Source organism: Kriegella aquimaris, from assembly GCF_900103215.1.
In the GTDB taxonomy this organism is placed as follows: domain Bacteria; phylum Bacteroidota; class Bacteroidia; order Flavobacteriales; family Flavobacteriaceae; genus Kriegella; species Kriegella aquimaris.
This window is the reverse complement of sequence record NZ_FNGV01000002.1, coordinates 259,109-282,117: the sequence shown is the minus strand read 5'-3', so window position 1 is coordinate 282,117 and position 23,009 is coordinate 259,109. Positions and strand designations below refer to the sequence as shown.

General features: G+C 40.3%; 17 protein-coding genes. 9 read left to right on the top strand and 8 right to left on the bottom strand.

Features of this window, described 5'->3' with window-relative positions; all coding sequences use genetic code 11:
* Window positions 1–306 precede the first annotated feature (306 nt).
* Together BLS33_RS06305 and BLS33_RS06300 are read left to right on the top strand one after the other, a co-directional pair.
* Window positions 307–1,305, top strand: coding sequence for an NAD(P)H-dependent glycerol-3-phosphate dehydrogenase (locus tag BLS33_RS06305; RefSeq protein ID WP_089886636.1), 999 nt, complete (start codon window positions 307–309; stop codon window positions 1,303–1,305).
* Window positions 1,306–1,346: 41 nt separating this feature from the next.
* A complete protein-coding gene (locus BLS33_RS06300) occupies window positions 1,347–2,747 on the top strand; it encodes an alpha/beta fold hydrolase (protein ID WP_089886635.1) in 1,401 nt (466 codons plus the stop codon).
* Here the strand turns inward: BLS33_RS06300 and BLS33_RS06295 are convergent.
* From BLS33_RS06295 to BLS33_RS06275, 5 genes are all read right to left on the bottom strand, one after another.
* Window positions 2,730–4,397, bottom strand: coding sequence for a glycerol-3-phosphate dehydrogenase/oxidase (locus tag BLS33_RS06295; RefSeq protein WP_089886634.1), 1,668 nt, complete (start codon window positions 4,395–4,397; stop codon window positions 2,730–2,732). The two genes, BLS33_RS06300 and BLS33_RS06295, sit on opposite strands and share 18 nt — an antisense overlap.
* A 151-nt stretch (window positions 4,398–4,548) precedes the next feature.
* A complete protein-coding gene (glpK, locus tag BLS33_RS06290) occupies window positions 4,549–6,030 on the bottom strand; it encodes a glycerol kinase GlpK (protein WP_089886633.1) in 1,482 nt (493 codons plus the stop codon).
* A 134-nt stretch (window positions 6,031–6,164) separates the two neighbouring features.
* Window positions 6,165–8,507 (bottom strand): penicillin-binding protein 1C, encoded by a 2,343-nt coding sequence (pbpC, locus tag BLS33_RS06285; RefSeq protein ID WP_245731330.1) that lies wholly within the window; start codon window positions 8,505–8,507, stop codon window positions 6,165–6,167.
* A 46-nt stretch (window positions 8,508–8,553) separates the two neighbouring features.
* Window positions 8,554–8,862: an antibiotic biosynthesis monooxygenase family protein gene (locus BLS33_RS06280; protein ID WP_089886631.1), complete on the bottom strand. Its 309-nt coding sequence runs from the start codon at window positions 8,860–8,862 to the stop codon at window positions 8,554–8,556.
* Window positions 8,863–8,998: 136 nt separating this feature from the next.
* Window positions 8,999–9,355: a hypothetical protein gene (locus BLS33_RS06275; protein WP_089886630.1), complete on the bottom strand. Its 357-nt coding sequence runs from the start codon at window positions 9,353–9,355 to the stop codon at window positions 8,999–9,001.
* Window positions 9,356–9,533: 178 nt separating this feature from the next.
* Between BLS33_RS06275 and BLS33_RS06270 the strand changes: the two genes are divergently transcribed.
* Window positions 9,534–10,037 carry a CvpA family protein gene (locus BLS33_RS06270; protein WP_089886629.1) on the top strand — a complete coding sequence of 168 codons (504 nt, stop codon included), beginning with the start codon at window positions 9,534–9,536 and terminating at the stop codon, window positions 10,035–10,037.
* Between the two features lie 298 nt (window positions 10,038–10,335).
* A complete protein-coding gene (locus tag BLS33_RS06265; protein ID WP_245731306.1) occupies window positions 10,336–10,767 on the top strand; it encodes a hypothetical protein in 432 nt (143 codons plus the stop codon).
* 32 nt (window positions 10,768–10,799) lie between these two features.
* On the opposite strand, the gene BLS33_RS06260 is transcribed toward BLS33_RS06265, so the two are convergent.
* Window positions 10,800–16,313, bottom strand: a complete 5,514-nt coding sequence (locus tag BLS33_RS06260; protein WP_089886627.1) for an alpha-2-macroglobulin family protein — start codon at window positions 16,311–16,313, stop codon at window positions 10,800–10,802.
* Window positions 16,314–16,689: 376 nt separating this feature from the next.
* Between BLS33_RS06260 and BLS33_RS06255 the strand changes: the two genes are divergently transcribed.
* The 5 genes from BLS33_RS06255 (at window position 16,690) to amaB (ending at window position 21,737) form a co-directional block, all read left to right on the top strand.
* Window positions 16,690–17,166 (top strand): CAP domain-containing protein, encoded by a 477-nt coding sequence (locus tag BLS33_RS06255; RefSeq protein ID WP_089886626.1) that lies wholly within the window; start codon window positions 16,690–16,692, stop codon window positions 17,164–17,166.
* Between the two features lie 218 nt (window positions 17,167–17,384).
* Window positions 17,385–17,918, top strand: a complete 534-nt coding sequence (locus BLS33_RS06250) for a 3-hydroxyanthranilate 3,4-dioxygenase (RefSeq protein ID WP_089886625.1) — start codon at window positions 17,385–17,387, stop codon at window positions 17,916–17,918.
* A 90-nt stretch (window positions 17,919–18,008) separates the two neighbouring features.
* The gene (locus tag BLS33_RS06245; protein ID WP_089886624.1) at window positions 18,009–19,652 is read left to right on the top strand and encodes a CHASE domain-containing protein; all 1,644 of its coding nucleotides are present in this window, start codon (window positions 18,009–18,011) and stop codon (window positions 19,650–19,652) included.
* 88 nt (window positions 19,653–19,740) lie between these two features.
* Window positions 19,741–20,100, top strand: a complete 360-nt coding sequence (locus BLS33_RS06240; protein ID WP_089886623.1) for a DUF1304 domain-containing protein — start codon at window positions 19,741–19,743, stop codon at window positions 20,098–20,100.
* Window positions 20,101–20,183: 83 nt separating this feature from the next.
* A complete protein-coding gene (amaB, locus tag BLS33_RS06235; RefSeq protein ID WP_089886622.1) occupies window positions 20,184–21,737 on the top strand; it encodes an L-piperidine-6-carboxylate dehydrogenase in 1,554 nt (517 codons plus the stop codon).
* 506 nt (window positions 21,738–22,243) lie between these two features.
* Here amaB and BLS33_RS25290 read toward each other — a convergent pair.
* Together BLS33_RS25290 and BLS33_RS25285 are read right to left on the bottom strand one after the other, a co-directional pair.
* Complete coding sequence (locus tag BLS33_RS25290) at window positions 22,244–22,366, bottom strand: hypothetical protein (RefSeq protein WP_262495058.1); 123 nt, start codon at window positions 22,364–22,366, stop codon at window positions 22,244–22,246.
* A 386-nt stretch (window positions 22,367–22,752) separates the two neighbouring features.
* The gene (locus BLS33_RS25285; protein ID WP_262495057.1) at window positions 22,753–22,887 is read right to left on the bottom strand and encodes a hypothetical protein; all 135 of its coding nucleotides are present in this window, start codon (window positions 22,885–22,887) and stop codon (window positions 22,753–22,755) included.
* Between the last annotated feature and the right edge of the window lie 122 nt (window positions 22,888–23,009).

Genomic DNA, 23,009 nt, shown 5'->3' with positions numbered 1-23,009 from the left:
CAAATACTTTTCCAATTAACATGACAATAAAAAACCGCCCCAACTAAGACGTCGAGGCGGTTCCTAACTAAATAACCAACCAAAAAAATTGTTCTCAGACCGCTTAAGGTCCGTATATTTTATTTTTGCAATGTTCTTTAGTAATAGCGTATTTTCCTACATTATATTGTTTGGCAATTGGCGCAGAGTTGTTAAAATTTTACGCATTTTATCGGTTTTTATTCATGTGCATGTAATTCGTCGGTAAAACGACGATGAAGTACCTAAATCAATTTTAATTACTTTTGAAATTAATTACACCTACTAATGATAAAAACAAGATTTGCTGTATTTGGTGGTGGAAGCTGGGCCACTGCCATAGTGAAAATGCTCACCGAAAATTCGGACAAAATAACATGGTATATGCGTAGTTCAGATGCCATAGCTTATTTACAAACCGAAAAACACAACCCTAACTATTTACGATCCGTTGAATTCAACATCGATCAACTTCAATTGACAGATGATATTAATAAGGCCGTTGAACATGCTGATATTTTAATTTTCGCAATACCTTCTGCTTTTTTAGGAAGTGAACTTGAAAAATTAAAAGTAACCTTAGCTGATAAAATTATTTTCTCGGCCATTAAAGGAATCGTGCCAGAAACCGGACTCATCGTTGGAGAGCATTTTCATGAAACCTATAACATTCCCTTTGAGAACATCGGCGTTATTACCGGTCCCTGTCACGCCGAGGAAGTTGCTCTGGAACGGCTTTCATACCTGACCATCGCGTGTGCCGACGTTGCAAAAGCTGAACTTGTAGCCGAAAATTTAAGGAGCGCCTATATCAAAACTAAAATTTCCAAAGACATTATAGGAACCGAATATGCCGCCATGTTAAAGAATATTTATGCCATTGCCGCGGGTATCGCGCATGGACTAGGTTATGGTGACAATTTTCAAAGTGTATTAATGAGCAATGCAATCCGCGAGATGAAACGCTTTACCAAGCGCATTCATAAAATCGACCGGAATATAAACGACTCCGCTTATCTTGGCGATCTTTTGGTAACAGGCTATTCTACCTTTAGCCGTAACCGTATGTTCGGTAATATGATAGGTAAAGGTTACACCGTAAAAAGTGCCCAAATGGAAATGAGTATGGTCGCCGAAGGATACTACGCCACTAAGAGCGCCTTTGAAATCAAATCTAAATTCGAAAAAAAGGTAAAAACACCCATTATCAATGCGGTTTATGCCGTGCTTTACGAGGGCAAGAACCCCAAGAGTGTTTTTGCCAAGCTGACTGAAAAAATCGATTAAATAAAGTTTCTTTATCTTAGAATACTACATTCCATATAACTATGCGCAGTTGGGTCTTTTTATTATTTGCAACGCTCCTCATTGGTTGTAATACGACCCCTCCGGATATAATCTTAGATGGAATTCTAGAAGTACCTGAAAACAGAGATGATCCCGATTCCCGTACCCTCAAATTGGTTTATAAAGTATTAAAAGCGAAGGACACCACTTCCCGTAAAGCTCCTATTGCCTATTTGCAAGGTGGCCCGGGAGCCGCAACCTTGATAATGGAAGGTTTTTGGGAAAACCATCCGCTTAGAAAAGATAGGGATATCGTATTGATGGATCAACGGGGCACAGGTGCCTCTGAAGCAAATTGTACCGAAATTGGTGATATGCTTTTCGCCATCATGCGACAAAATCTTAGTGTGGAAGATGATTTTAGGGCTACGGATAGCCTACTAGCCGAATGCAAAGAAACTATGAAACAGAATGGGGTCGACCTTGCCGGATATAACAGCAGGGAAAATGCGGCCGATTTTGAAGATTTACGCAAAGCATTGGGTTATAAGAAATGGAACCTTTTTGGAGGTTCCTATGGTTCGCGGCTGGGTCTGACTATGATGCGTGATTTTCCCAACGGTGTTCGAAGTGCAGTACTTACAGCTATCCTTCCTCCAGAAGCAAATTTTTTAAATAATTCAATTCAAAATTTTGAAAATTCCCTTTTTTCAGTTCTGGAGCGTTGCATAAAAAATGAAGGTTGTAATAAGCGCTATCCTGATTTGAAAGAGCGCTTAATTAAGATACTGAAGAAATTAGAATCTGATCCTTTACATTTTGAATTTGAAGGCAAGCCTTTCGTGCTCAATACCCATGATGCCTATTTACTACTTTTTGTATCACTTTACGATCGCTATTCCATATCCAATATACCTTTACTCATTGAGGCAATGGAGAATGGAGAAACCGAACCTTTAAGAAATGCTCTAAAAGGTTTCGAATATATATTTAATTTTATCAATTGGCCCATGAACTATTCAGTGATGGTGTATGAAGAGTTCCCCTTTAATGACTTGGCAACTATGGACCAAGCTCTAAATAGTAGTGAGATCGGGTTTGCTTATCCACCTAATAGTTCAACAATAAAATTGTTGAATAATTGGCATTCCTTTAGGGCTACCAACATTGAAAACCAGCCCGTGGTTTCTGAAATACCAATTCTATTGACAAGCGGTGGCTTAGACCATGTTACCCCTATTAGCAATGCCAAAGGGGCAATTAAACATTTGAAAAACGGGTATGAACTTCTGTTTTTAGATGACGCACACAACAGTTTATACAATCCTTGTTTTTATCAAATAGCCGAAGACTTTCTGAACGATCCGCTCCATAAACCTGATATGGAATGTAGCGAGGTGCGAAAGCCTATTGAATGGAACTTATCAAACCCGCTCCAATGAAAAATCGGAGTGTTCTTTAATCAAGGCCAATAAGGTATCCCGCCAAGCATCAATTTGCGTTTCATCTACTTTAAAAACGGATTGAAACTCTTTCAGCACAGGCTCCATAAAAGTGGTGATGCTATCGATGTCAAAGTATAACCTTCCTGTTCTTCTCACAAAGAAATCCATCGGGTTCTGTACCATTTCGTAATCGATACCAAAATGCAACTCCGCTTTTATCAATCGCACATAGTTGTCTTTATCCTTTAATTTCGAGTAGGTTTCTAGAATAGTATCGGTCTGTTTGCCGTAATTGGTAACTAAGAACCAAGCGTCATATTCTGAAAATCCGTCGGCCTTTATCCGATCATAGATTTCTGCGATATATTTTTTAACGTGTTTGAATTTTTTAAAGCCCACATTGCCACATAAAGGTATATTCTCCGTATCCGATTCTTTCGATTTGGTCTCATACTCTTCTTCCAATTTCTTGGTAATTCGGTCGACCACACGTTCGGCCATTTTGCGATACCCGGTCAACTTACCACCGGCAATACTCACGAGACCCGAATCGGAAGTGAAAATTTCATCCTTTCGTGAAAGTTCAGAAGCAGATTTTCCTTCTTCATGAATTAATGGACGCAATCCGGCCCAGGAAGAAATAATATCTTCCATTTCCAAATTGATTTTGGGGAACATATTATTTACCGCGGACAAAAGATAGATAGCATCGGCCAAGTCAATACCGACATGGTCTTTATCTTTATTAAAATTGGTATCGGTAGTACCAACATAGGTGATTTTACCTCTAGGAATGGCAAACATCATTCGCCCATCGGGAATATCGAAATAAACCGATTGCTTCACAGGGAGTTTCTTATACGGAAAAACCAAATGTACCCCTTTGGTCAAGTGTAACTGCTTTCCTTTTTTAGAGTTGTTCATGCTTCGCAATTCGTCTACCCACGGCCCTGCTGCGTTGATCACGTATTTGGACTTGATATTGAATTCATTCCCTGAGACTAAATCTTTCACAGTTACGCCAGCTACCTTTTCCTCTGCATATGTAAAACCCTTTACTTCCGCATAGTTCAACGCCGCAGCACCATACTTAAGGCTTGTTTTAATGTTTTCAATGGTCAAACGGGCATCGTCTGTTCGGTATTCTGCATAATACCCTGCGCCTTTTAATATTTTTTTGGGAAGTAACGGTTCCAGCTTTAAAGCTTCCTTTTTTTCCAACATTTTCCGTTTATCGTCTCCCGTAACTTGTGCTAAAATATCATAGACCTTCAACCCAATGGAAGTAAGCCATTTGCCATAAGAGCCATTTTCGATCAGTGGTAGTAACATTTTTTCAGGAAGCACCAGATGTGGGGCCAACTTATGAACAATGGCACGTTCGGAACCTACTTCTTTTACCAACCAAAAATCGAATTGTTTTAAATAACGTAATCCGCCGTGTATCAATTTTGTAGATTTACTACTGGTGCCAGAGGCAAAATCACCTTTTTCAACCAAAGCTACTTTTAGACCACGTGCGGCGGCGTCAAGTGCAATACCCCCACCTGTTATACCTCCTCCGATTACAACTAGGTCGTATTCTTCTTTTATAAATTTAGCAATGGTTTTTGCCCTATCTCGATTCGAGAATTTTATATTTTCCATTTAATTTTTTATTTAATTCGTCGTTGCGAAGAACCTTCCCAACACAGCAATCTATTGAAACTTCATATTGGACCAAACAGTTTGCTTCGTCGTTTTAAAATTTCTACCTAACATTCAAATTTCATTTGGTTCTTGGTAAAGACAAATTTTTCTAGTGTTCCTCCCAACCCTTTGTGCGCTCAACCGCCTTTTGCCAATTCTTATACAACCTTTTCCTTTTCACCCGGTCAAATTTAGGTTCAAAAATTCGATTCATAGGGCGATTTTGATCGATATCTTCTTGTGACCATAACCCCACTTGTATTCCAGCCAAAAATGCCGCTCCCATAGCGGTCGATTCGATAACTTCGGGTCGATGTACTTCCGTATCCAAGATGTCGGCCTGAAACTGCATTAGATAGTTATTGGCGCAGGCACCACCATCGACGCGAAGATTCTTCAATTGAAGGCCCGAATCATCTTCCATAGCCTTTAAAATATCTTTCGTTTGGTAGGCCAACGATTCTAAAGTAGCTTTTACCAGATGGGCCTTTCCTGTATCACGGGTCAATCCGAAAATAGCACCACGGGCATACATATCCCAATATGGAGCACCTAGACCGGCAAATGCAGGAACGACATATACCGAACTGTCACCTTCAACCGAATTCGCCAGCGCCTCGGTTTCTGTCGCATCTTTTATCAATTCAAGCCCGTCACGAAGCCACTGAATGGCAGCCCCTGCAATAAAAATACTTCCTTCAAAGGCATAATTTACTTTTCCGTCAAGTCCGTAGGCAATCGTAGTCAAGAGTCCATTTTTAGAGAACTGAGGTTTCTCGCCAGTATTCATCAACATAAAGCAGCCCGTACCATAGGTATTCTTAGCCATTCCTTTCTTAAAGCATCCTTGTCCGAACAGTGCGGCCTGTTGATCTCCGGCAATCCCGGCAATCGGAATTTTTACGCCATCAATCTCATAATCACCAAAATGATAGGCCGAAGGTTTAACCTCTGGCAACATACTCTTAGGAATGCCCAGCGCCTTTAACATTTTATCGTCCCATTTTAGGTTTACGATATCATAAATCATGGTACGGGAAGCATTCGTATAATCGGTTACATGTTCTTTTCCGTTGGTCATATTCCAAACCAACCAAGAATCGATAGTTCCCATAGAAAGATCTCCATTGTCGGCCTTAGCCCTGGCGCCTTCGACATTGTCAAGAATCCATTTTACTTTGGTACCCGAAAAATAGGAATCAATGACCAGGCCGGTCGTATTACGAACGTGTTCTGTTAGTCCGCTCTTCTTCAAATGTTCACAAATATCGGCTGTGCGCTTATCTTGCCAAACAATGGCGTTGTAAATAGGCTCTCCGGTATTTTTATCCCAAACAACTGTGGTTTCCCTTTGATTGGTAATACCTATCGCCTTAATATCTGTAGCGGCCACCTTTTCCTTTTTAAGCAGTTCTTTGAGTACGCCCAACTGGGATTCTAGAATTTCATTGGCATCATGTTCGACCCAACCGGATTTAGGAAAAATCTGTTTAAATTCTTTCTGTACCATACCCTTTATCTTTCCTTCTTGATCTACCAACAAAGCGCGTGAACTTGTTGTGCCCTGGTCTAGGGAAATGATATATTTCATATGCTTGCTTTTATTATTGAAATTGGGGGTTGCTACCCTTTACATCTTACTTTGATTGCACCTCCTGATTGAAGTGGAGGCACCCGTTCCCTAAATTTCGAGAACTGTTAAATATAATACTTAAACTTTCCATATCAAAGCTCATTGATTATGCTTATCGAAATGGCAATTTCGTTCCCCAACGCATCAACCACCGTGATTTTATGTTTTCCTCCCAAAGGCAAAATACCCATTTCATGAAAGTTTTTGGTCTCACCAATAAAGGTATCGTCCAAATACCAGTACACTTCTGTCTCTGGTTTTGTATGTACCAATTTTACCACTATTTCATTTTTATTTCCATCGAAATTCTTGGCCAAGGTCAAACGGCTTCCATTTTTAGGATAAATAAACGCCATGGGAGGAGCATTGGTACTTTTACAATCGGAACGAAATGGAGGCAAGACTTTATAACTAGGGTGCGTTCTTTTATAATAAAACTCCATCAAGGGAGGCAAAACAAACCACGATTTAGAAACCGTCTCTGTCAGATCTGCACATGACGAATTCACCCGAAATTGTTTTTGGGCATCTAATTGTATCATTTGGTGGTAACCACAAGACCTTACAAAATTTTGTTTATTGGGGATAGCAATCGATATAGCAGGACAATCGGTCGTAGCCAAATAACCACTTTCGGCACAGATCTCTATATCGGTAAACTCGTCCAACGGTTTTGAGAACCATTTGCTTTTAGGAAGTACATCGAACACATCGAACAAGATAGGGGCCGCACTATTCACCCCGCTTACATTTGGCCTTCCCTCGCCATCGGCATTACCGACCCAAATACCGACTACATAGTCTTTTGTCAGGCCGATGGCCCAGGCATCTTTATTACCAAAACTGGTACCCGTTTTCCAAGCTATCTCTCTACTGCTGTCGAAAAATTCCCAAGATTCACTTCCCTCAGGGCGATTGACCTCCTTCATAGCCTCAAAAGTGAGGTACATGCTGGCAGCGTCAAAAATCGTTTTTTGAATAGATTTAGAAGCAAAATCGACTGCTTGGTCTTTTTTAAGTACCGGTGATGTGAATTCATTCGAAAAATATTCGCTCGAAGTATCATTAAAATGATTAACGGTCGACGCCATATTTGCATACGTTTTGCAGAGGTCCCAAAGGTTCGTTTCTGCACCCCCCAAAATAAGTGTCAACCCATAATGATCGGCAGATTTATTGAGCCCACGAAGGTCAAAAAGGTCAAGTTGATCTCGAAATTTTTCCAACCCATATGATTGTAGTAAACGCACTGCAGGTATATTTAGCGAACGCGCCAAGGCTTTTTTTGCCTGCACCGCACCACTATAATCTTCATTAAAATTTTCTGGGGTATAGCCAGCAATCTGCGTTGGCACATCGGGCACCAACATATCAGGCAATAGTTCCCCGGCATCTAACATGGCGGCATATAAAAGAGGTTTGATCACACTTCCCGTACTTCGGTTTGCCTGAACCATATCAACATCTTTTTGATGGGCTGCCGTCGTTTGGGTATTACCTACGTAGGCAAGAACCTGGCGCGTATTTACATTCATTACTAACACAGCGGCATTGTGAACTTGATTTTGTCGAAGACCTTGGTGATGCCTTTCAACAATAGCATTGACGTTGCGCTGAAGATTTTTATCGATGGTTGTCGCAATACGCTTCCCTTTGTTCTGTTTGACCATGTACTGTACCAAATGAGGAGCTATCTTTGGCAAGGCATAGGGTTTTTGAGGTAACTCTTCGAGCAACGCCAACTCGTAAGTTGTACTATCGATACTTCCCCTATCTAATAATTTCTGAAGAAGCCGGTTTCTTTTTGCCAACAATTTCGACTGGTTTTTACCCGGATAAATCAAACTCGGAGCATTCGGTAACACCGCCAAGGTTGCCGATTCGGCCCAAGACAATTGGTGTGGCTGGAGTCCGAAATACCGCCAAGCAGCCACATCTAAACCTACAACATTACCGCCAAATGGCGCATGACTAGCATACAATTTTAGAATATCATCTTTTGATGAACGAAGTTCCAATCGGGTGGACAAAATCAATTCAATGAATTTCTCCCAATAAGATCGCTTTTCTCCTTTTCTAGAGAGCCGAATAACTTGTTGGGTAATCGTGCTTCCACCACGCACGGTTTTTCCTATAGAGACATTGGCCACCAAGGCCTTGACTATTGAAACAGGGTTAAACCCTGGGTGTTTATAAAAATAGGCATCTTCAAATTGCACTACGCACTCCTTAAACTTATTGGGAACACTATCAGCCACAGGAAATCGCCATTGGCCATCATCAGCAATCATGGCGCCTAACAAGGTGCCCGATTGACTCTCGATAACCGTGGCCGTAGGATCGTTGAACAATTGTTTTGGAAGGCAAAAATTGTAGGCTGTTAAAAGAAACATCAAAAGTGTCAATTTTTTAAGATGTTTTTTGACCCATTGCATGAAACTTGACTGGTCATTGAAAATTGACAACGCTCCCCTTTTCTTGTTATTTTTCAAATTCATATTCCCGTTCGACTAAACAAATACGCACTTTGTACCAGGCGTACCAATCAGAAATACCTTTTTGTTGGGCGAACAAGTGATCGGCATTGGATTTCCAGTTGGCTATGGCCTCTAAACTTCCCCAATAACTTATGGTAATACCTACCTCGTCCCGGGCGCTTTCCATGTCGATATAACCCGGTTGCTGTTTGGCCAATACCTCCATTTTTTGAGCCATTTCAGCATAACCCTCGTCTGTTTCGGTTTTTTGGCTCGTAAAGATTACGGCGTAATAGGGTGGTTTGGTTTTCATGTTTTGTCGTTCCGAGCATAGCGCGTGAATCTGTTCTATCACGCAAAATAGCTGTTTTCATTCTAAGAGCTTCCAAGATACGGACAAACCGATTTCATCACATTGCCCGCCATTGGCAGACAAGTTCGAAATGACATCAGTTAATATACTCTTTCTCCAAAAAGTAGCCCACAATGGCCTCTTTCATCAAAACGGACTGTTCCCCGGCTTTTAGGGCAGGTAATTCTTCCTTTATCGTATAATGGGGCCAGCCTTCTTCGTCAAAAAAATCGAATTCATAATATCCATAAGGTTCCAATAATCGGCATATGGCAATATGCATGAGGTCTAGTTTGTCGTCTTTTTTATATTTTCTATGGTACTGCCCTAACTCTTGAACGCCCACCAAATAGATAATGGCATCCAATTCTAAAGGGTCACTGTCGGCAAATTGTGCAGAAAGCTTCTCCACAAGTACTTTCCAGCGTTCTTTAAGTTGTACGTCTCTTGACATTTATTTTTTAAGCTTTTGTTTTATGGTAAAGATGGGTATATAATCCTATCGAATAAATAGGCCTTAGCTGGCATCCACCTACCCTAATATCTCGCTCCTTTAGCATCGAATTCGAAGGAGCAAGCTTTAATCTACAAAGGTACAAATCAAAATACTACTTTTACATAAACGTTCGACTATGGGTTTTTTAGATATTATTTTGGGCCTACTCTTGCTATATGGTCTATGGAAAGGTCTTAAAAATGGACTTTTTGTGGAGATTGCTTCTATTATCGCTTTAATCGCGGGTATCTTCGGAGCTATCCATTTCTCGTATTATGCCGGGGATTATCTCTCTCAACATATAGATTGGGAAGAGCGATATATCAATATCGCCGCTTTTATCATTACGTTTATTGCCATAGTTATGGTGGTTCAAATCGCAGGAAAATTTCTCACTAAAATTGCGGACTTTGCCATGCTGGGACTGCTCAATAAAATTGCAGGAGCAATTTTTGGAGCATTAAAGGTTGCCGTAATACTTGGGGCTCTATTAATATTCTTTGATCGTTTAAACACCTCAACAGGCCTGGTGCCAAACGAAAAGGTACAGGAATCGGTACTCTATGAACCTATTAAAGAAATAGGTGCTTTTGTATTTGCCAAGGTTTTAAAGGAAGCGGACACTTCAGAGAGCGATTGAACACAACGCACCAATGTTTTGTACTGGTAGAGGCTTCATCTAAAAAGAAAAATAAATATCGCCGTTTTATAAAAAAAGCTGTTTTACCAAAGCAAGTCTACCCTTTAAACTTTTATGACCATTGAGCATAAATGAGCTCAATTACCCTTACATATAAACCTGTAAACCTATAGGCTATCAGCACCTTATACAATCATGAAAACCGACAGTCCAAAGAATATCGGAGCCTTTAACCGAAGAAACTGTTGAATTTTCAATTTTTTCTTGATCTTGCCGAGAAATCCTAAAACAACTGATTTTGAATAGTATAAAAAATTCTCCATTTTACAAGGAAGCTATACAAGTACTCAATCTTCCGTTTGGCAACTATTTCCTCTTTGATGGTTTTGTGGTTGCCGAGGTGCATGAAGATATTATATATAGTTGGGAAGACCATGGAAAAAAGGCAAGTACCATAATATCAGAACTTTATGATAATGATGGTAGTGATTTGGTATACATAACCAATCGAATAAATGATTACTCATGCAAACCGACAGGTTGGCTTAATTTTTTTAAGTTTAGCAAGCGATTAAAGGGGTACGGAATTATAAGCTACAGCCAATCTGGGCATTACAATGCCCTTTTGGAGAAGCTTTTTGTACAGACCGAAATAGAACGTTTCTCAAGCTTAGAGAACGCCATTGCATGGGCCAAAAATCTGTCGGACTCAAAGGCAATTGCTTCATAACCTCTTATAAACTCGAGAAAACGTACCTTCCGCTATTGAACCACCTCAACCCATTGCCCTTTAGTGCGTACGGCATAATCATTATCGTACATGGCCTCCGCTTGAATTCCTGGTAAATAATAGCGCCCTAAATAGGAAGCGTTTAGAAGTATACGAAAGGTTTTGGTCTCGTTTTTTTCCATGTCAAAATAAAAATAGGCACGATCGTCACGAAGGTCAGTATAGGTTACTTGGTTGTCAGCGAATTCCCCGAAATCGGTAAAGCGGGTATTTACAATTTCCCAGCCACTCGGAAAAATTTCCGTCAAGGCCATATCTTTTATAGCGTTGCCCGTGGTATTGGTCAAAGTTACCTCTCCTACAAAATCGGTACCCTGCATTATTTGTGAAACATCGATTGGAGAACCATTTCGACCCTTAAAAACCATACTTGCTTTGAGATTGCGTTGTACTGTCTTTTCATCGCCCACTGGCAGAATACCACTACTTACAACGCTTACATAAAGTGTGTTCTGTCCTTCATTTTTGAGAGAAATGCTATTATCACCATTTTTGATGTTCAGATTTCGGTGCGCCAAAGTCTTTGACGTACTTACACTTTCCGAAGTACCGTTTATCAGCATACTTGCTTCAATACCCTTTCCACCTACCAATTCGGCAAATTTTGCCATGGCCAGAAGGCTATACGCCGTGCTTTGGGTACTCATCCAACGTTTTTCACTCAGGGTTCTCGCCAAAGTCTTTGCCATTTGCTGAGACCTCGCCTTGTCTTTTTGTAATACAAAAGTCTCCAAGGCCATCGCCCTATTACGGTCTGAAGAGCCATAGGTATAGGCATTATGTGTGTATTGGTCAAAATCTAGGGAAGCACTATGCAATAAGGTATTCGCAACATTTGCCTGACCTATCAGTGCATAGGTCGCCGCTAATCGGAACATGGCCTCATTGGAGAGTTCGTTTGTTTCACGCAAACGGTTCATACTTGCCACATCGGCATTTCCTGAAAACGCCAGCGTATACAATCGATAAGCTTGTGCCAAATCAGAATTGCGGGATCCGGAACGCCATTGTTTAGCCATATTTTGTTGGAATTTTACCCAGCTTGATTTAAACCCGATCGGAAGCACATACCCTTTCTTTTCCGCTTCCAATAAAAAGTGACCGGCATAAGTCGTACCCCAATCGTCGGCCTGTGGTTGCCCTGGCCAATAGGAAAACCCGCCGTTACTATTCTGGAACCCACCCAAACGTTGAATGGCATTTTCCAAATTCTGTTGTATTTGGTTTTTCCGGGAGGCATCCACATCAAAGATATCGGCCAAGAACAATTGTGGAAAGGCAGCGGAAGTGGTCTGCTCGACACATCCGTGCGGATAACGAATCAAATACTGCATCCGTCCATTGAAATTCATAGGAGGCAAAGTCGAAAATTCAATCTGCGCCGCGTTGCTTCCAGAAACACCGAAGGTTTTTAAGGCTACCGAGCTTTCACTATTGGCATCCAAAATTACCTCTTGAACTTCCGTAGTTACCTGATTGGGATTGACAACGTCAATGGGAATTTCAAAAGAGGCGTTCTCTCCATTACCCGATGCCTCAACAATCACTTTTCCAATGCCTTTAAAATCAATGACCTCCAACTCAAAATAAGCCATTTTTTCATCTGGCTGTGTAAATGTCAATCTTTGGACGGCTTCACCAATTATATTGAAAGATTGATTCTTTTGAAGTTTTATGGTTACGTCTTTGACTTTCTTTTCCATTGCGAAGACCGTAACGGGCAATGTCACTTTCTCACCAGGGGTTATTTTTCGCGGCAATGAAGCCAAGACCATTAAAGGCTTGCGTACGGGAGTGGTTTTTTCCGTACTTCCATAGGCTTCTTTTTCCGAGTTTTGGGCGACCACCATTGTGCGTACCGAGCCCACGTATTTCGGAATTTTGACCGTATGAGATTTGGTCTCTCCTGCCTTTAATTCATAAGGCCCCAAATGTACCACCATAGGTTCAAAACGATTTGCTTTTTTATTTTTGGCCCCTGCGAGTTCGCCATCGCCTCCAATCGCAAAAACTTGATCGATACGACCGCCAAAAGCACCGATAACGTCATCGTAAACATCCCAAGTTTTTACCCCCAATGCTTCTTTTGCAAAGAATACCTCCCAAGGATTAGGCGTTTTAAAACGGGTCAAGTCTAAAAGTCCTTCATCTACGATGGCTATCGAATAGGTCATCACCTTGCCCTGCTTTTCGCTCACTTTCACTTCAATATTCTCCTCGGGCCGCAATAACGCGGACATAGAAATTTCAGGTTGTAGCTTTGTTTCAAGATTTTCTACTCCGATACCTACCACTCCGTACAATCGAATCGGCGAATCGTTTATGCTCGTGGCATGGGCTTGTAACAACGCGATATTGATAAATACGTTCGGTGTGTATAATTCATTGATTGCTATGTCGAATTTTGTCTCTCCCGGCTCCGTTTCAACCCAACGTGATTCTAAAACTTCGCTGCCGTTTTCAATGGTCACCAAAGCCCGACCACCTTCAGAACTAGGAAAAGTTACGGTGGCCGTCTCTCCTACCTTATACTGTTCCTTATCTGTAGAAAACACTAACATTGTGGCGGCAGAAGGGTCATTTTTCCTAGATTTCCCTGCCCAGCCCGGCCAGTCTATATAAACCGTCTTCCCGGTAGCATGCCCTCCTTTTTCATCTTCAACGCGCACCAAATAACGCCCCCATGCGGGGTACTTCAGTTCAAAATCAAATGATGCCTTTCCGCTTGAATCCGTATTCAGTGTTTTTTCAAAGACTTTTTCTCGATAATTACTGCTATTAAAATTACTGAGGTTATCTGCTGAGGTATCCCACCACCAGCGCCAATTTACCTTGTGAACGGTCATTTTGAGGTTTTTTGTTGGTATGGGGCTTCCTTTTCCATCAACTGAAACTACTTCAAAAGTATGCGGTGTATCGGTCAAAAGCATACCCCGTTCCTTATCGCCTTTTGGTGTGCTCAACCCAAGGTATGTTGTATATGGAGAATAGGACTTAGTAAACACATCGGTGCTAAAATCACCTCCATTTTCATAGACTTTCGTGATAAAAACAGCATTCAACATACCAGGCGCCTTACTAGTCAATTGTGGATTGATACTAAAATTGGCCTTGCCAAAAGCATCGATTTTTCCATCGAAAACAACTTGATCCTCCGTTGAAAAAATTCGAGTAGGGTCATCAAAAACAAAACCTGGAAACGTCTTAAAAGTGGTAGTCGATGGATTAAATTTTGCCGTAATATCTGCCTTTAAATTTTTTGCTATCGCCCCATGCAACCATTTTACTTCAAGCTTGCCCGATATCGGAGTGCCTCCGTTAAGCAATTCTTCTTCAAAATCAGCAATAATCTTCAATCGGTTGGGCTTTATCGTCTCGATTTTAATTGTCTTTGTAAAAGACGCCCCGCCGACCGATACTTTGACCAACCAATTGCCCGTCGGTGCATTCTCATCGGTTATCAAATCAAACTGATAAAAATTATTCAACCCCTGTGTTTTAATTTCCCGATGTATCACTTTATTATATGGGTCGAGAAATTCTAATTTCACCGGATGGTTCTCAGGCAATTTGTTGGTATTATCGTTCAACATAAATGAAAGGTAAATAGGATCACCAGGACGCCAGACACCCCGTTCGCCAAAAATGAAACCTTTGATACCCTGCTGCAATTTTACCCCTGACACATCAAACTTGCTTATCGAAAGTGCATTGCCATCATTCAATTTTAAATAAGTCTTATGACCGTTATATTCTGCAATGGCAAAATAGGCCAATCGGTCCGCATCAAAAACCGAAGTACCATCAGCTTCGGTAATTACATGACCCATGACCTGTTGTTGAAAGTTATAAAAAACAACTTTAGCCCCTGCAACTGGGTTGGTATTCAGAATATCGTTGACCGCAACAAAATAGCTTTTGTTTGCCCCTTTCTTTATCGTCAAACCAATATCAGAAGCCAACACGTTGATACCAATTTTTTTATCGTAATAATAGGAAGTATGGCAAGGGTTTTCACGTTCGTTCCAATCATAGTTATAATACGTGTCATCATAGTAGCCTTCAATTCCGTCCCAAGCACTATCCTCTGTTTCCTCGTCAAAATTCTCGGTGCCATCGAGTTCTGGCTCAAAATTATTCGAAGCACAACTAAAGTTACTATAAGATGGCTTAAAGTTAAATTCAACACGGTACAAAGCCCCTACCTCAGGGGAAATGAGCTCCTTAAGGTCCAAGGCATGTGCCGTCCATTTTGACTGTGCACTTGACCCTTCGGTCGAGATATTAATTTTCTTCGTAGCTATAGGGCGGGCCACTGCCCTCAAATTATAATTGCCATCAAGGTTGTTGCCCTGCAAAAATTGCAGGATGTTATTTTCATATATTTTTAATATCGAAACATCTACAGCCTTTAGACTTACTGTTTCAAAATTAATTTTCAAATTGCTGGACGAAGGCAGAATAGTTCCATTGGACAGCAAACGTACCTGTGGCTTCACCTGCTCGAAAGCGATATGTTCCTCAAATTTGATTTTTAGTTTATGACCATCAACACTTTCAATACCTTCGAAAACTTCGAGATTGGCCGTGCCTTTTATTTCTATGGAAGGATAGACTTTCAAGGTGTTGCCATCTACCGAATATTTGAGATCACTATCACCTTCTAAAACCACAAGACCTTCGAAATTCTGGCTTTTTCTTATGGGATCGGAAAAACTCACGAGCACCGACTGGTTTGCTCCACTTTCAACCGAAGCTCCCAAAACAGTAAAATTGTTTCTCCCAGGGATTTTAATCGTATTCTTTCCTGAACTTTCAATCTTAAAATCAGAACCTTCCCAAGCAATCTCCAATTTTGAATCTTCTTCTAAGCGTGATATACTATCAATCTTAAAAAAAAACTGCGTTCCCTTTTTTGGTGCGCTTTCGAAATATATTGGAATCGATTTACCATTTTGTTCGACTTTGATCAGTTGTTTTGCGGTTTCCAACGAAAGCTGGTCAGCACTGCGCAATTGTCCCTCGATAAATTGCAGCTCCTTAGAATATGATTGTAATGCGTTGGTATAGACATTATATTGCTGTTTCAGCGTTTTAACCCCAAAGGTCAATGTTTTTAACACATCAGGAACTTCCTTGAGAATAGTTTGCAAGGCCAATGTAAAGCTGTATTCGGTGTCTTGATTGAATCCGTTTTCAGGAATAAAAGCAATAGTTCTATCATTGAGGGCAACGACTTTCCCCTTCATATCTGGAGAGACCTGAAACAGCTTCGAATTTAGTTCATCACCCCCGCTCCATGATGCCACGGGCTGGTTCAATACCACACGAACATTAGATTGAGTAGAAATAATTCCGTGGCTTACTTCAGAAATGTATGCCCGAAAATTGTCGGGGTTATCAAATTGTTCTGGCTTATTGTCTTTCTTTGATGTACATCCCAAAAGAATTATTAGAAATAGTACAACTACTGCTCTTATGCGCATACTCGCAGATTGTTTTAGTTCTGTAAATTTACTTAATTTCTATGGATGCACTTAAAAGTCAATGGCAATCTGAAATTTGAGAAAACGTTCAATTCAGAGGTATAATTGTACAGCCGACTTACCACAAGTAAATCGTATTTTCCTTAGACATTGTCTTAAGGATTATAAGGATTGTATTATTTAGATTACAACAATTTTTTCGAAAAGCGCAGTTCATCGAAAAAAGTTCATTTAACATGACGGCAGGTGATATATTCATTAATATTACATTGTTGATTCTTCCCCTATCAACGTATATTTTTTGTTCTCGAGTACGAGAATCCCCATTTACTACCTACTTAGGTTTAGAACACCTGTTTGCTTTAAGAACACTATTATGAAGATACGATTGCACCATTCCTTCATGGTCTTGTTTGCATTTTTGGCGATATCCTGTAGTAAAGAATCGATACAAATTGCTGACGAACCTATTGCTGAAAACAATGTCGAAGTAGAGAGCGAATTGCTCAAAGTTGTTAATGACCACCGGGAAGCTTTGGGTGTCACGGCTTTAGAATTCAGTTCCGTTGCCTATATCTATGCCAATGAACATACTGATTATATGATTGCCAAGGGCAATCTAAGCCATGATAATTTTAGTGCAAGGGCATCAAGTATATCTTCTCAAGAAAATGCCGAATATGTAGCCGAGAATGTTGCCAAAGATTATGCAACAGCAGTCGAGGCCTTCGAAAACTGGCTTGATAGCGCTAACCATCGAAAGACGATTGAAGGTGAATTCACCCATACGGCCGTCAGTGTCAAGAAAGATGTGCAGGGTAAATTTTATTTCACCCAACTTTTTTTCCGCTAAATCTTAAATTAGCAGTAAATCTCTTTCGCTTTTTATCGAAACACTTTCACTCATCTTATGTAGAATGGGACTCATATGCCGCTTTGCAGAGCTGTTTAAAGTAATAGTAACTTAAATCACATTTGTTTTCTTAATTTTGATGAGCTGACCGGTAATGGATAGTTTTAGGTGAGGGTTCACAAACTACCTATGGTCATGAACTTTATACTTGGAAAACAATGGCAATACAACCCCCTTTCAACCTGAATAAATGGATCGACGAAAACAGAGACACTCTTAAACCTCCTGTTGGAAACAAAAATTTATATAAAGACGCCGGCGACTATATAGTTATGGTAGTAGCCGGACCCAATGCTCGTAAGGACTATCATTACAATGAGACTGAAGAACTTTTTTATCAACTGGAAGGAAATATCGAGGTTCATATTCAAGAAAACGGTCAACGGAAAACCATGGAACTTGGGCCTGGAGACATGTATTTACACCCTGCAAAAATTCCCCACTCACCCGTTCGCCATAAAGGTTCGATAGGCTTGGTCATAGAACGAAAGCGGGCAGATATGAACGTCGATGACGGACTTCTTTGGTTTTGCGATAATTGCAACCATAAATTATATGAAGTTTATTTCACCTTAAACGACATTGAAAAAGATTTTTTGGGTCATTTTAAACATTTCTATAACTCCGAAGAACTTCGTACCTGTGATAATTGTGGCACTCTGATGCCGGTTGACCCCAGGTTTATAGGCTAGTTTGAGCAAAAAATTTGAAAAAAGAAAAGTAAGGGTTTCACTAGCCTTATTGTTATCTCTTTGTTACGAGATTACTTATCTTGCACTATTATGACGAGAAGGCAAATCCTGAAATATTTTACAGTACTATTTACTGGAGTTTCGATATCTCTTTATCTTTTTTTTGCCATCAATGACAAGTATATTCAACAAGAAAAGGCTACCATTGAAAGTGCCAAGTCAAAAGTAGTCTTGCGTCTTTCTGAGGAAATCAATAAAATCAACCTGGTTCTAGAATCCATGGGTTTCTTTTTTGAGAACAAAAGAAAAACTAGTATTACCCAAGAGGTTTTTGAAAAATTTACCAATCCATTTTTAACCCAACTCTACGGAATAGGTGCGTTAGAGTGGTCGCCAAAAGTGTTGGACATTTCCAAAGAAGAATATTTCAGAAGAACCGAAAAAAATGGCAATAATCCACCTTTCATTCTGCAAATGGGCCCCAACAACAAGTTTATCGGTTCAGAGCGAAGAGAAGTTTATTTCCCCATAGAACTTCTCAACCCGCTAGAGCCTTTACGCGATGCCTTGGGTTATGATACGTACTTCGAAAGCGTTAGAAAACATGCTATCGACACTGCTATTGAAACCACTAAACTCTCTATTTCAGGCCCCATTGAACTCGTGGCAAAAAACAATGTCTCCAGTGGTTTTTTAGCAGTAAAAGCCGTCTTTCACCCCGCATCGGATAGCGTGAAGGGAATTGTTGTCGGGGTATATCGAATGGACATGTTTATTGAACAAATATTGGCCTCAGAACTTAAAGTTCTAGATATAGCCATTTATGAAAAAGGCGACAACACCCTTTTGTATTCCAGTGGCGAAAAAAGTGAACAGATAGGGAAAAAATCGAAGACAGAAGTCTTGCCGGTAGAGTTGAAAGCGGCAAATCATCTTTGGGAAGTACGTTTCGTCGCTAAGGCCCAACATCTTTCCTTTCCCCATGCTTATGAATCATACGTTGCAGCATTTCTAACACTCTTAGCTACTTTTCTGATTGCTTCAATAATTCGAAAACGCGATAATTATAACCGCCGATTGGAGGCTAAAGTGAGACTGCGAACAGCTGAATTGGAAGAGTCCAATGAATTGAAGGAAAACCTATTGCGCGAAATACACCACCGCGTAAAAAATAACCTTCAAATTACTTCGAGTCTAATGAACATGCAAAAAAGGAAACTATCAAGCAAAGAGGCCATTACAGCTTTGGAAGATAGTCAAGCCCGTATTTTAGCGATTGCAATGACTCACCAAAAAATTTATCAAGATAGAGATTCCAAAGCGGTTAATCTATATGAATATCTCGTCGATTTGATGGCTTATCAGAAAAAGGTATACCCATCGGTCAACTACAACATCGATTGTCCTGAAATATCTATTGATTTAGATCATGCGGTGCCCTTGGCACTTATTGTTTCAGAACTCGTGACCAACGCGTTGAAACATGCCTATGAAGATCCCGCAAAATCAAATCAATTAAATATCGAGGTAAAAAGCTATGATGGGGAAGTTGAACTTGTGGTCTACGATAACGGCAAAGGGTTGCCAAAAGATTTTGATATCAAGAAAGCAAGTGGTATCGGATTTGAAATAATACGTTCTTTATGCCGACAAATTTCGGCAAATCTATCATACGAATCTGATGAAACGGGCAGCCGTTTTAAGGTCGCCTTTGCAAATAAGGCTGAAATGTAGTGCGATTGACATCGCTTAAATTCATATATTGTATGATATACTTAAGTATTCTAGTACAATTAAAATCACCAACAGTTTTATACTAATTATGAGGGTAGTCAGCGATGTATTGATTGGTTTTATAGCACTTTTGCACCTTTATTTTTTATATTTCGAAATGTTCGCATGGACAACCAAAGGAAGAAAGATATTCAAAAACTTTCCTCCAGAGCTGTTCGAACCCACAAGGCCAATGGCAGCCAATCAAGGCCTGTATAATGGATTTTTGGCCGCAGGCCTCATCTGGACTTTTCTTATAGACAACCCTGTTTGGAAAACTAATATTTCGCTTTTCTTTTTAATCTGTGTTTCGATTGCCGGCATTTATGGCGCATTGACCGTCGAAAAGAAAATATTCTTCATACAGGCTCTTCCTGCCATCTTGGCCATACTACTTCTTATAAGCTGAATCTAGTTCCCTTGGCATTGGAAGACAGCTATTATTTGTAGCTTTGTCTTAAATCTAACAATACTCATATAAAAAGTTATAAAATGTCAAAAATTGCATCCGTATTCGGTATTGACGAAGCCCTTAAAAAATTGGGCATCGAGGCCATCAATGATGGAACCTCTTCCGGTTCAATAAAATTTGCATCCGGGACGACAATTTCTTCACACTCCCCGGTAGATGGCGCATTAATAGCCAAGGTAAAAACGACATCAAAGGCCGATTATGATAAGGTTATGAATACGGCGACCCAAGCTTTTAAGTCTTGGCGCAGCAAACCGGCTCCGCAACGAGGTGAAATTGTACGCCAATTCGGTGATAAGCTTCGAGAACTTAAAAAACCTTTGGGTAAGTTGGTCTCTTATGAAATGGGGAAAAGTTATCAAGAAGGACTTGGCGAAGTACAGGAAATGATAGACATATGTGATTTTGCGGTCGGTCTATCAAGACAACTACACGGGTTTACCATGCATTCTGAACGACCAGGTCATAGAATGTACGAGCAATATCACCCCTTGGGAGTGGTGGGCATTATTTCGGCATTCAACTTTCCAGTAGCCGTATGGGCTTGGAACACCGCCCTAGCTTGGATCTGTGGTGATGTCTGTATTTGGAAACCATCGGAAAAAACGCCCTTGTGCGGAATCGCTTGTCAAAATATAGCCGCTGAAGTTCTTAAGGCAAACAATCTTCCTGAAGGTATCTCTTGTCTTATCAACGGAGATTACAAAGTCGGGGAGTTTATGACCATTGATAAAAGAGTGCCATTGGTCTCGGCAACAGGTTCCATTCGAATGGGAAAAATTGTTGCACAGACCGTGGCCGCCCGCTTGGGAAAATCGTTGTTGGAACTTGGCGGAAACAATGCCATTATTGTGACGCCCGATGCTGACATCAAAATGACCGTTATCGGCGCTGTCTTTGGAGCCGTCGGCACAGCAGGACAACGCTGCACCTCAACAAGGCGGTTGATAATACACGAATCGATTTATAACAAGGTGAAAAATGCAGTGGTCAAAGCTTATCAACAACTACGTATAGGAAACCCTTTGGACGAGAGCAACCATGTTGGCCCGTTAATAGATACCGATGCGGTCGCTATGTACAAAAAGGCTTTGCAAAAAGTTGTAGATGAAGGCGGAAACATGATAGTCGAAGGAGGGGTGCTGGAAGGCCATGGTTACGAAAGCGGTTGTTACGTAAAACCTGCTATAGCAGAAGCCCAACCCCATTTTGAAATCGTACAACATGAAACATTCGCACCAGTGCTTTATTTTCTTAAATATTCCGGGGATGTCGAAAATGCCATCGAAATACAAAACGGAGTGGTTCAGGGCCTGTCTTCCGCTATTATGACAAATAATCTTAGGGAAGCAGAACGTTTTCTTTCCGTTTCGGGAAGTGACTGTGGCATTGCCAATGTAAACATAGGAACATCAGGTGCCGAAATAGGTGGTGCTTTTGGAGGCGAAAAAGAAACAGGGGGAGGGCGTGAAAGTGGTTCAGACGCTTGGAAAGTATATATGCGTCGCCAAACCAATACAATTAACTATACTACCGAATTGCCTTTGGCGCAGGGAATCAAATTTGATTTATAGTAAATATGCTGTTTGAAACGTAAAACATAAACCCGCTGTAATTCAACTTACCCGTTCCCCCGATCGGCAAGTCAAAACAAACAGCGGGCAATTAAGTCATATTTCCAACTTCGTGATAAAGCACGGTACATTATAAAAATACCTGATAGCAAAAAGCTCCTGGCCGTTTAGCTCCTTCATTACGTCAAAAAGCGCAACTGGCTCAAACGATCAGGGGCTTTTTGCTGCCAATTTTTTCCAGTAGCATTTTAGTTCCGGATGCTAAAAGGCTTTGGTTGGCCGGTATAATTATACTTCATACTTCTTTATTTATTAATGTTCCGGTCACGATAAAGGTTAACACCTTGTCAAAATTTTCCCGTCTACATACAGAAAAACCGCTGTACTTCCCTTTTTTTGCCCGTTCCCCCGATCGGCAATTTTTTAGAAAATACAGCGGTTTCTTAAACACTAACTAAACTAACTCAAACAACTATCTTCCGCGATTCCGCATGACTTACGGAATCTTAATCTTTATTACCTTGATCGGTTTTAATGGGTTTCGTTTCTTCGACCGTCCAACTACCCTTTAGTAGCGCTTGCGCTCCTAATACTAATACCATACAGCAAAACGTCAAAAAATGTATCATCTTAGTTTTCATTTTGATTGTTTCTCTAATCTTTCAATACTTAAAAATACATATTCAAGGTATGACTTTCAGTTACTTATGTATCCACGTCTTGGTAGCTTGTATAGTTGTAGTGCATTTTTGTATAATTGGTAAAACAACCTTTTTAAATCGATTGGAAACAGAAAGTTTATTCAGGAATCAAAGAAAACAACATAAATATTCGAAGGGGAGATATCTGAAAATACTTTTTCAGAACAGAAATAGTTTAGACTATACTTTCTAAATAAAGAATTGATTAGCTGGCATATAAGCCAAAATTGAAGTAGTAATTACCAACTTAAACCTATTAAATGGAAGCGGACCATAAAATATTGGCAAGTTAATTTAAGTTATTCTGGTTTCCGTTAAAGTTTGTTTTGCCCAGAGTTCGCTTCGGCACCAACAATGGTCTCACTATGCCTCTTGCACTGGAGGTCAAAACAATTGCCAATATCAATAGCCCCATCTTGAATATATTTATAGTAATTTTCATAATTCATATGTTTATCAATTTGTATTACCTTAAAAATAATCCAGCAACCAACTGATTACAAGCACTTTTGTATAACAGGGGAAATAAAATGTATGACCATGGCAAAGCCATGTTCGAATGGTAAAATAT

Coding starts and splice junctions, on each gene's coding strand:
- BLS33_RS06305 (WP_089886636.1), top strand. CDS start 307: ATGATAAAAACAAGATTTGCTGTATTTGGTGGTGGAAGCTGGGCCACT.
- BLS33_RS06300 (WP_089886635.1), top strand. CDS start 1,347: ATGCGCAGTTGGGTCTTTTTATTATTTGCAACGCTCCTCATTGGTTGT.
- BLS33_RS06295 (WP_089886634.1), bottom strand. CDS start 4,397: ATGGAAAATATAAAATTCTCGAATCGAGATAGGGCAAAAACCATTGCT.
- glpK (WP_089886633.1), bottom strand. CDS start 6,030: ATGAAATATATCATTTCCCTAGACCAGGGCACAACAAGTTCACGCGCT.
- pbpC (WP_245731330.1), bottom strand. CDS start 8,507: ATGCAATGGGTCAAAAAACATCTTAAAAAATTGACACTTTTGATGTTT.
- BLS33_RS06280 (WP_089886631.1), bottom strand. CDS start 8,862: ATGAAAACCAAACCACCCTATTACGCCGTAATCTTTACGAGCCAAAAA.
- BLS33_RS06275 (WP_089886630.1), bottom strand. CDS start 9,355: ATGTCAAGAGACGTACAACTTAAAGAACGCTGGAAAGTACTTGTGGAG.
- BLS33_RS06270 (WP_089886629.1), top strand. CDS start 9,534: ATGGGTTTTTTAGATATTATTTTGGGCCTACTCTTGCTATATGGTCTA.
- BLS33_RS06260 (WP_089886627.1), bottom strand. CDS start 16,313: ATGCGCATAAGAGCAGTAGTTGTACTATTTCTAATAATTCTTTTGGGA.
- BLS33_RS06255 (WP_089886626.1), top strand. CDS start 16,690: ATGAAGATACGATTGCACCATTCCTTCATGGTCTTGTTTGCATTTTTG.
- BLS33_RS06250 (WP_089886625.1), top strand. CDS start 17,385: ATGGCAATACAACCCCCTTTCAACCTGAATAAATGGATCGACGAAAAC.
- BLS33_RS06245 (WP_089886624.1), top strand. CDS start 18,009: ATGACGAGAAGGCAAATCCTGAAATATTTTACAGTACTATTTACTGGA.
- BLS33_RS06240 (WP_089886623.1), top strand. CDS start 19,741: ATGAGGGTAGTCAGCGATGTATTGATTGGTTTTATAGCACTTTTGCAC.
- amaB (WP_089886622.1), top strand. CDS start 20,184: ATGTCAAAAATTGCATCCGTATTCGGTATTGACGAAGCCCTTAAAAAA.
- BLS33_RS25290 (WP_262495058.1), bottom strand. CDS start 22,366: ATGATACATTTTTTGACGTTTTGCTGTATGGTATTAGTATTAGGAGCG.
- BLS33_RS25285 (WP_262495057.1), bottom strand. CDS start 22,887: ATGAATTATGAAAATTACTATAAATATATTCAAGATGGGGCTATTGAT.